Raw genomic sequence first — 8,779 nt, 5'->3', positions numbered from 1 at the left:
CATGATGCCAATGGCGGTACTTTGAAAGTTCGTATTGCAGAATCAGAGAATTCTAAGACTATAAAACTTGTTCGTGTTGCAGCATGGTCAGAAAGCAATCAATCAAATCTTCACTGGTATACAAGTTCAGACATCCACGACGGCGTAGTGACTGTTATGGTTAATGAAAAGAATCATGACTATATCAAAGGAGATTATACTGTTCACGTTTATGTAGACTTTACGGATAACACAACTTCAGGATTTAATCTTGGTACCTATCGTTTGAATGCTGATAAACCAGTTCATGCTCAGTCATACTTTATCGATATCAGTAGTCACAATGGTGTGATTTCTGTTAGCGAGTATCAATCATTGAAACGTCAAGGAATTACTGGAGTAGTTGTTAAATTAACCGAAGGAACTTCATATACGAACCCATATGCTCGTGCTCAAATTGCTAATGCGCAAGCTGCAGGTTTGCGAGTATCGGCTTACCACTATTCTCATTATGAAACAGCAGCGGAAGCAAAAGCTGAGGCGCAATATTTTGTAAATGCTGCTAAGTCAATGGGGCTTTCTGGTGCGACGACTATGGTTACTGATATGGAAGAGCAGGCTATGCTTAGAAGTGATTTGAATGCTAATACACAAGCTTGGAAAGACGAGATGAATCGTCTTGGTTACAACAATAACGTTTATTACACAATGGCATCTTGGCTTGATGTTAAAGGTGGAAAATTCAAAACTTCAAAATTTGGTATGTCAAATCTTTGGGTAGCGCATTATTTGTACTCTACTCAGTATTTGGATCAAGAATCTGCTAAGTCATTGTCTTACTATTCAAATAGTGCTGCATGGCAGTATACAAGTGTATCACCAAAATTATCTCATCCACTTGATGAAAGTATTGATTATACTGGTCGATTCACTAGGTAGGGGAGGAGAATTACGATGAAAAATAAATTGAAACTTGTTCTGACTTTAGTTTTATCACTTTGCATGGTGACAGCTTGTACAAGTCAGACTCAACATCAGACAAAACACAGTTCACAGACAACAAAGACAAGTACTAAAGTTACTTCTTCTAGCTCAAGTTCAAGCTCAAGTGGTTCATCGTCTAATTCTCAAGAAAGTCAATCATCTACAGCAGAAACATCAACTGAACGATCACAAACTGAACAAGAGATTGCTCCAATTTATACTGGTGCAATCTTAAAAGCAAACTATTCGACAATGGCAGGAAATTGGCAAAATGCTGCAGGAAATGTTCTAACTTTTAGTAATCAAGGATTAGTAACTGAAGGTATGACACCTAATATTTTGGACATTGATCAAAATGGTATTCTTTTGCTTGATGTTCAGACAGGACAACGTTCAAATGTTACGCTTTATATTGTTCCAGCAAATACAACATTTTCATCTTACTACTTAAATGGACAAGATGATAATACAGATATTTCTAAAGATCGTGTGATTTCTTCAGCAGATATTGGTTCTGGTGATTTAGCTTCAAAAGCTTATTATCACGTTTCAAATTAGAAAATATGCTTCTAAAACTCATGTAAAAAACAACCTACGTGGTTGTTTTTTTGTTGGTGAATATATGGTATAATGATATGGAAAAATATAGAGGTGAATAATGTCTTACGAAAACTTATTGAATCGTTTTTTGACTTATGTGAAAGTCAATACACGTAGTAACCCAGAAAGCACAACAACACCTTCAACTCAGACTCAGGTTGATTTTGCACTTAATGTTTTGAAACCTGAAATGGAAGCTGTTGGTTTGCAAGATGTGCACTATTTAACAAATGGTTATCTTGTTGGTACATTACCAGCAAATGATGCCTCAAAAACACGCAAAATTGGCTTCATCGCTCACATGGATACAGCTGATTTTAATGCTGAAGGAATTGCTCCACAAATCGTTGAGGACTATACTGGAGGAGCTATCGAACTTGGTCAATCAGGTTATGCTCTCACACCAGAAGAATTTCCAAATTTGAATAATTACCTTGGTCAAACTTTGGTAACAACTGACGGGACAACACTTCTTGGTTCTGATGATAAATCTGGTATTGCTGAAATTATGACAGCGATTGAGTACCTTGTTGCTCACCCAGAAATCAAACATGGTGAGATTCGTGTTGGATTTGGTCCTGATGAAGAAATCGGTGTTGGTGCTGATAAGTTTGATGTTGAAGATTTCAACGTTGACTTTGCATATACTGTTGATGGTGGCCCTCTTGGAGAACTTCAGTACGAAACATTTAGCGCTGCTGGCTTAGAAATTGATTTCATGGGACGCAATGTTCACCCAGGTACAGCTAAAAATCAAATGATTAACGCTTTGCAATTGGCAATCGATTTCCATAATAAATTACCAGAAACTGATCGTCCTGAAAACACTGAAGGCTATGAAGGATTCTTCCACTTGCACGGAATGAATGGTAGTGTAGAACAAGCGCACAGTTCGTACATCATTCGTGACTTTGAAGATGAATCATTTGAAAATCGTAAAAAAATGGTTCAAAAAATTGCTGATAAAATGAATGCTGAACTTGGCAAAGAGTGTGTTATTATTACACTCAATGACCAATACTACAACATGAAAAAAGTCATTGAAAAAGATATGACTTCTGTTGAACTAGCAAAAGAAGTTATGGAAGATTTAGATATCAAGCCTGTCATTGAACCAATTCGTGGTGGAACAGACGGGTCTAAAATCTCATTTATGGGTATTCCAACACCTAACTTGTTTGCTGGTGGTGAAAACATGCACGGACGTTTTGAGTTTGTCAGCCTTCAAACAATGGAAAAAGCAGTTGATGTTATCATTGGAATTGTTCAAAAATAGTTAAGTTTTATCTAAGCAATGTTTGGTACATTAACTAACGGAGGACTGCAATGATTAAAATCTTTGGAAAGATTCGATATCATTGGCAGCCAGAACTATCCTGGTCAATTATTTATTGGTCAATTGCTCTGGTACCAATGTTTATCGGCTTATCATTATTGTTTGAACGAACAAAAATACCAAGTCAATTCTTTGTTTTATTTGCTATCTTTATTATTTTGGTTGGATTAGGTTTTCACCGTTATTTTGTGATAGAAGAAGATGGAAAACTTCGCATCGTTTCATTAAATCCTTTCAAAAAATCAAGAGTTGCAATTGCACAGATTAAAAGAATTGATGTAAATAAATCAGGTTTAACTTTAAAAATAAAAAATCAGCCAGATAGAATTTTTTACATGAGAAAATGGCCTAAGAAATATTTCTTAGACGCTTTGGCTGTTCACCCAGATTTCCGTGGTTCAGTTAAGCTGACGGATAATCTAATTAAACTTGATTATTTTGAAACTTATAAGTCTGACAAAAAAGCTCCTACTAAATCGTAAGAGCTTTGGTTGGACAAGATTTGACAGCGAGAAGTGTGTCCTTGTCTGAGTCTGGAAATGTTTGTTCTAATGAATCAGAATTAGCAAATTTTACAATGCCATCATCATGATAATCAAAACGGTCAGAGTATGTTTGGCAAAGACCGCAAGCGATACATTTTTCAGGAATAATTGATACTTTCATATTACTATTGTAGTATGAAATGATATATTTAACAAGGGGACATTATGGCAAAACAACCATGGGAAGAAAAAGTAGTCGATGACAACGAAATCAGAATTAGCCGTAAAACAAAAGATTCTGTTATTAGCACACCTTTTTTGACAGCTTTATTGAGTGTTTTCTTTGTTATTGTTGTTGCGATTTTGTTTGTTGTTTTTTACACTTCAAATCGTGGTGGCGACAAAGCATCAGAAACATCAAACTTTTATGGTGCATCGTCTAGTAGCGTCGTATCTTCAAGTGAAGCAACAAGTTCTGAAACTTCTCAAGAATCAACAGAAGCTTCTTCAACTGAAGAAAGTTCAAGTGATGAAACAGAAGAATCCTCAAGTGAAAGCAATGGCGATACAATCACTGTTATGTCAGGTGAAGGTGCTGCCTCAATTGCAGCTCGTGCTGGTATCTCAGTCGATAAACTTTACGAATTAAACCCAGACCACATGACTCAAGGATATTGGTACGCCAATCCTGGAGATGAAGTACACGTTAATTAGGAAGAAAAAAGGAATCATGAAATCAATTAGAATTGCGATTGATGGTCCTGCTTCAAGCGGAAAGAGTACTGTAGCCAAGATTATTGCTAAAAATATTGGCTATACTTATCTTGATACTGGAGCAATGTACCGTTCAGCAACTTATCTTGCATTAAAAAATAATTTAACAGAAAATAATGTAGCAGAAATTTTAAAAGCTTTGGCTGAGAACCCAGTATCATTTGGGCGCGCTGAAGATGGTAGCCAAACAGTATTTGTTGGAGATAAAGAAGTTACCCTTGATATTCGTCAAAATGATGTAACAAATAATGTTTCTTGGGTAGCAGCTATTCCAGAAGTTCGTGAAGAACTTGTCAAACAGCAACGTCGCATCGCTAAAAATGGAGCGATTATCATGGATGGTCGAGACATTGGAACGGTTGTTTTACCTGATGCAGAACTTAAAATCTTTTTGATTGCATCTGTTGAAGAGCGTGCAGAACGTCGATTCAAAGAAAATAAAGAAAAAGGTATTGAAACTGATTTTGAAACGTTAAAACGCGAAATTGCTGAGCGTGATTACAAAGATAGTCACCGTGAAGTCTCTCCACTAAAAGCAGCCGAAGATGCCATCACTTTTGATACAACTGGAGTAGATATTGATGGTGTTGTCAAATTTATTCAAGAAAAAGCAGAAAAAATCATTGACATGGATTAGTTACTGTGATAGAATATAATTAATGAGAAAAGCAGAAGTGAGAACTTCTCGCCTTGCGACTACGGTTGTCTGGCCCAACATGTCAAAGATTCCTTAGGAATATTACGTGTGTGCGGGCTTGATTTTATCAGGCCCGTTTCGTTTTTCTCTAAAAAAATAAAGAGGTGAAGATCATAGCTAAGAAAGATCTATTCATTAACGATGAAATCCGCGTTCGCGAAGTTCGTCTCATTGGTCTTGATGGTGAACAATTAGGAATTAAACCATTATCAGAAGCTCAAGCTATTGCTGATGACGCTAATGTTGATTTGGTTCTTATTCAACCACAAGCTACGCCACCTGTTGCTAGAATTATGGACTACGGAAAGTTCAAATTTGAGTATCAGAAGAAACGTAAGGAACAACGCAAAAAACAAGCCGTTGTGACTGTTAAAGAAGTTCGTCTTAGCCCAGTTATCGATAAAGGTGACTTTGAGACTAAACTTCGTAACGGCCGTAAATTCCTTGAAAAAGGAAACAAAGTGAAAGTCTCTATTCGCTTTAGAGGTCGTATGATTACTCACAAAGAAATTGGAGCAAAGGTATTGGCGGAATTTGCAGAAAGAACGCAAGACATTGCTATTATTGAGCAAAGAGCTAAAATGGATGGACGTCAAATGTTCATGCAGCTTGCTCCAATTCCAGACAAAAAATAATTGTCAATTTTAAACTATTTTAAGAGGAGAATTTTAAAATGCCAAAACAAAAAACACACCGCGCATCAGCTAAACGTTTCAAACGTACAGGTTCTGGTGGATTGAAACGCTTCCGCGCATTTACTTCACACCGTTTCCACGGTAAAACTAAAAAACAACGTCGTCATCTTCGTAAAGCAGCTATGGTGCACTCAGGAGATTTCAAACGTATTAAAGCAATGCTTTCAGGTCTTAAATAAGACTAAAGTAATTACTCGATATTATTAAAGAATTATTTGGAGGAGAATATAAATGGCTCGTGTTAAAGGTGGCGTTGTATCACGCAAACGTCGTAAACGTGTATTGAAACTTGCTAAAGGTTACTATGGTGCAAAACATATCTTGTTCCGTACTGCAAAAGAACAAGTAATGAACTCTTACTACTATGCATACCGTGACCGTCGTCAGAAAAAACGTGATTTCCGTAAACTTTGGATTACTCGTATCAATGCGGCAGCTCGCATGAACGGTTTGTCATACTCACAATTGATGCACGGTTTGAAATTGGCTGAAATTGAAGTTAACCGTAAGATGCTTGCTGATTTAGCAGTTAACGATGCAACTGCTTTCACGGCTCTTGCAGATGCAGCTAAAGCTAAACTTGGTAAATAATTAATTAAAGACTAACATTTGTTAGTCTTTTTTTGTGTTGAAATTACCTGCTGTTTGAGGAGTAAACTTAATTTAATCATATTTTTTTCCTATAGAGTAGGAGAAGATATATATCAAGAAGCAGTTATGTAGTAAAGTAATAGAGTATAAGAAAACCACCAGCATTGCTGGTGGTTTATTGATTATAGAAAAGTTATTCTGATTCGCTGCTAGAGCTACTTGAAGTTTCGTGAAGTTGCATGTAACTTGGAGCTTTAAACATATCTACAGTTGATTCGTTGTCGTGTTCACTGTAAAGACTTGTCGACTCGTCACCACGTTTTTTCTCAATAGCTTTTAATGATTTAAGTGAGTCTGTGTAGGAAATTGATAAGCTATCAACTTGTTTTAAACCTGGGATTTTTGCAAATCGCAGAAGATCTCCGGTCTGAATCTCATCGCTTGTAGAGAGCTGTAAGGCAACAGCATCACGTATTGCTTTAGTTGCTGCTTGAGTATTCTCGTCAGGATTAGTAATTTCCTCACCAGTAGCAGTGTAGTATAAGTGTCCGCTGCTGCTGGTATAAGTTGGTGTAACGTAATCTCCAGCAGTTCGGAATGCAACGGTTTGGTCATTGTCTTCTGACAGTAAATCTTGCCCAAGTTGAATATAATTGCTTGTATCAACACCTAACAAATGAAGTAGTGTTGGTAAGTTATCAACTTCACCACCAAAGGTATCGCTGATATGTCCTTCGGTAAATCCTGGAATGTGAATCATATAAGGGACACGTTGAAGCATGGTGTTATCATAGCTTGTCCATGTTTCAGAATCTTTTCCAAGAAGCGAAGCCAAGTCAGTGTTTCTTGAGTTTGAAATACCGTAGTGGTCACCGTAGAGGACGATAATAGAATTATCATATAAACCAGATTCTTTCAAATAATCAAAGAACGCTTTGACAGCAGAATCTAGGTAGTTCGCTGTAGCAAAGTAACCGTTGATTGTTTCATCATCGGTATCAGCTAATGGGAATCCTTCTTCATCAGAATTTCCAGCTAAACTAGTGTATGGATAGTGGTTACTTACAGTAATGAACTTAGTATAGAAAGGTTGTTGCATGTGCTCAAGGTATTTGATTGAGTCAGCAAACATATATTTATCGTTCAAACCATATTGGAATGAATTTTCACTATTTTGTTTTGTGAAATATGAAGAATCAAAGAAATAATCATAACCCCATTGTTTATAGGCATTGTTTCGGTTCCAGAAAGTACCAACGTTACCGTGGAATACGGCGCTTGTGTAATCACCTGTTTGACCGAGGATTGATGGGGCAGCATAAGCGGTATTAGTACCACCGTAGTTAACTAAATAAGAACCATTGCTAAGACCAAATAACGATGTTTCCATCAATGTTTCAGCATCAGATGTTTTTCCGGCTTTAACTTGGTGGAAGAAATTTGAGAAGGCAAGAGTTGAATTCGAGTGGTAAAGTGAATTAAGGAAAGGTGTTACTTCGTATGATTTACCATCGACTTGCAAATGATAGTCAATCAAGAATTGTTGGAAACTTTCCAAGTGGATAACAATTACGTTCCTATCTTTAGCAATCCCAAAATATTTTGAATTAGGTGCTGCGTAGTGCTCACTAATATAACTCTTAGCTTCATCTAAATCAGATGCTGTAGCTTCGCTACGAACTTTTTCAGTTTGATATGTTTGATTAGCACTGTAGGCTGTAAACGATGGTAATCCGAGAGCGCGGACAACATATACGTTTGAGAAGCCACGCGTTAAAAGTTCTGGTCGGTCAATTTCAGCCATGAATAAGTTAATTGAAAAAAATAAAGTTGATAAGGCTGTAATAGCAAAGCTTGCGCGTTTGTTAAACGGACGATTATCAGCTTTAATTTTTTTGGTAGCAAATAGCGCGATTAAAATAACGTAGTCGATGATATAAATAACATCCCAGACACGAAATAGATTCAAGGCAGAATCCCCTAAACCAGCAGAAACTTTACTACTTGCGAGCAATGTACTTACAGTAATGAAGTCTGTGAATTCACGGAAATAAATCGCGTTAGAAATAAGCAGGATGTTTAAAATAGTATAGATAATCCAACTAACGGTATAAAAAACACGCGTTCTCTTGATATAAAGGCTTAACCCGAGTAAAAGTAATCCTAGTGGAATAGGATTAATAAGTGATAGTAGTAGTTGATACGGACTCTCTAGTCCAAGACTAAAGTCAACATGATAAGCCCACATTGTTTTTAGCCAATAAATGACTAAAAGTGTCAAAATAAATCCCAAACGTGTGTTAACCACGTGAGAGATAATTTGTTTCAATTTTTTCACTGTAGGAACTTCCTTTATTCTTTTTTTCCTAAAGATACAATCTCATCTTCAATTATAACATAAAGCAAGGATTTTTAGTATAATGAACCGTACCGCATTTTAACGTTATTTTTTTAAAAATCCTAAAGAATAAAAGAACAACAATCAGTTATTTTTCTGTAAAAATAGGTATGTTGGCGTGGACTGAGGCAGGAATTTTTACCTAATCGCTCGCAGGAATGAATCGGTAACTTCGCTTGCAACTTCATCTTGAATTTGTGTGTATTTTTGAGTCATAAAAAGTTTTATTGGTTCGAGTGA

General features: G+C 36.5%; 11 protein-coding genes and 1 other annotated feature. Of the genes, 9 read left to right on the top strand and 2 right to left on the bottom strand.

What is annotated here, in order from left to right:
* The 4 genes from HMPREF0819_RS03355 to HMPREF0819_RS03340 form a co-directional block, all read left to right on the top strand.
* The coding region (locus tag HMPREF0819_RS03355) for a GH25 family lysozyme (RefSeq protein ID WP_004232298.1) at positions 1 to 918 on the top strand (918 nt) is incomplete at its 5' end.
* Positions 919 to 933: 15 nt separating this feature from the next.
* Positions 934 to 1,521 carry a DUF6287 domain-containing protein gene (locus tag HMPREF0819_RS09035; protein WP_004232295.1) on the top strand — a complete coding sequence of 196 codons (588 nt, stop codon included), beginning with the start codon at positions 934 to 936 and terminating at the stop codon, positions 1,519 to 1,521.
* A 100-nt stretch (positions 1,522 to 1,621) separates the two neighbouring features.
* Positions 1,622 to 2,839: a peptidase T gene (pepT, locus tag HMPREF0819_RS03345; protein ID WP_004232292.1), complete on the top strand. Its 1,218-nt coding sequence runs from the start codon at positions 1,622 to 1,624 to the stop codon at positions 2,837 to 2,839.
* Between the two features lie 50 nt (positions 2,840 to 2,889).
* Complete coding sequence (locus HMPREF0819_RS03340; protein ID WP_004232290.1) at positions 2,890 to 3,381, top strand: EbsA family protein; 492 nt, start codon at positions 2,890 to 2,892, stop codon at positions 3,379 to 3,381.
* On the opposite strand, the gene HMPREF0819_RS03335 is transcribed toward HMPREF0819_RS03340, so the two are convergent.
* Positions 3,371 to 3,565 carry a ferredoxin gene (locus tag HMPREF0819_RS03335; RefSeq protein WP_004232288.1) on the bottom strand — a complete coding sequence of 65 codons (195 nt, stop codon included), beginning with the start codon at positions 3,563 to 3,565 and terminating at the stop codon, positions 3,371 to 3,373. The genes HMPREF0819_RS03340 and HMPREF0819_RS03335 overlap by 11 nt on opposite strands.
* Before the next feature lie 44 nt (positions 3,566 to 3,609).
* On the opposite strand from HMPREF0819_RS03335, the gene HMPREF0819_RS03330 reads away from it, so the two are divergent.
* From HMPREF0819_RS03330 to rplT, 5 genes are all read left to right on the top strand, one after another.
* On the top strand, positions 3,610 to 4,098 hold the full coding sequence (locus tag HMPREF0819_RS03330) for an SAG1386/EF1546 family surface-associated protein (protein WP_004232286.1): 489 nt from the start codon (positions 3,610 to 3,612) through the stop codon (positions 4,096 to 4,098).
* 16 nt (positions 4,099 to 4,114) lie between these two features.
* Complete coding sequence (cmk, locus tag HMPREF0819_RS03325) at positions 4,115 to 4,795, top strand: (d)CMP kinase (protein WP_044023300.1); 681 nt, start codon at positions 4,115 to 4,117, stop codon at positions 4,793 to 4,795.
* Positions 4,796 to 4,818: 23 nt separating this feature from the next.
* Positions 4,819 to 4,946, top strand: a sequence feature (ribosomal protein L20 leader region).
* Between the two features lie 13 nt (positions 4,947 to 4,959).
* On the top strand, positions 4,960 to 5,490 hold the full coding sequence (gene infC / locus HMPREF0819_RS03320; protein ID WP_004232283.1) for a translation initiation factor IF-3: 531 nt from the start codon (positions 4,960 to 4,962) through the stop codon (positions 5,488 to 5,490).
* 38 nt (positions 5,491 to 5,528) lie between these two features.
* Positions 5,529 to 5,729, top strand: coding sequence for a 50S ribosomal protein L35 (gene rpmI, locus HMPREF0819_RS03315; RefSeq protein WP_003065422.1), 201 nt, complete (start codon positions 5,529 to 5,531; stop codon positions 5,727 to 5,729).
* Positions 5,730 to 5,781: 52 nt separating this feature from the next.
* The gene (gene rplT, locus HMPREF0819_RS03310) at positions 5,782 to 6,141 is read left to right on the top strand and encodes a 50S ribosomal protein L20 (RefSeq protein ID WP_004232276.1); all 360 of its coding nucleotides are present in this window, start codon (positions 5,782 to 5,784) and stop codon (positions 6,139 to 6,141) included.
* 193 nt (positions 6,142 to 6,334) lie between these two features.
* Here rplT and HMPREF0819_RS03305 read toward each other — a convergent pair whose 3' ends face one another.
* Positions 6,335 to 8,479: an LTA synthase family protein gene (locus tag HMPREF0819_RS03305; protein WP_004232275.1), complete on the bottom strand. Its 2,145-nt coding sequence runs from the start codon at positions 8,477 to 8,479 to the stop codon at positions 6,335 to 6,337.
* Between the last annotated feature and the right edge of the window lie 300 nt (positions 8,480 to 8,779).

The sequence above is a fragment of the Streptococcus equinus ATCC 9812 genome (genome assembly GCF_000187265.1).
Classification (GTDB): Bacteria; Bacillota; Bacilli; order Lactobacillales; family Streptococcaceae; genus Streptococcus; species Streptococcus equinus.
Note: the sequence above shows the minus strand (reverse complement) of the source record. Positions and strands in the feature narration are given on the sequence as shown.

Coding starts and splice junctions, on each gene's coding strand:
- HMPREF0819_RS09035 (WP_004232295.1), top strand. CDS start 934: ATGAAAAATAAATTGAAACTTGTTCTGACTTTAGTTTTATCACTTTGC.
- pepT (WP_004232292.1), top strand. CDS start 1,622: ATGTCTTACGAAAACTTATTGAATCGTTTTTTGACTTATGTGAAAGTC.
- HMPREF0819_RS03340 (WP_004232290.1), top strand. CDS start 2,890: ATGATTAAAATCTTTGGAAAGATTCGATATCATTGGCAGCCAGAACTA.
- HMPREF0819_RS03335 (WP_004232288.1), bottom strand. CDS start 3,565: ATGAAAGTATCAATTATTCCTGAAAAATGTATCGCTTGCGGTCTTTGC.
- HMPREF0819_RS03330 (WP_004232286.1), top strand. CDS start 3,610: ATGGCAAAACAACCATGGGAAGAAAAAGTAGTCGATGACAACGAAATC.
- cmk (WP_044023300.1), top strand. CDS start 4,115: ATGAAATCAATTAGAATTGCGATTGATGGTCCTGCTTCAAGCGGAAAG.
- rpmI (WP_003065422.1), top strand. CDS start 5,529: ATGCCAAAACAAAAAACACACCGCGCATCAGCTAAACGTTTCAAACGT.
- rplT (WP_004232276.1), top strand. CDS start 5,782: ATGGCTCGTGTTAAAGGTGGCGTTGTATCACGCAAACGTCGTAAACGT.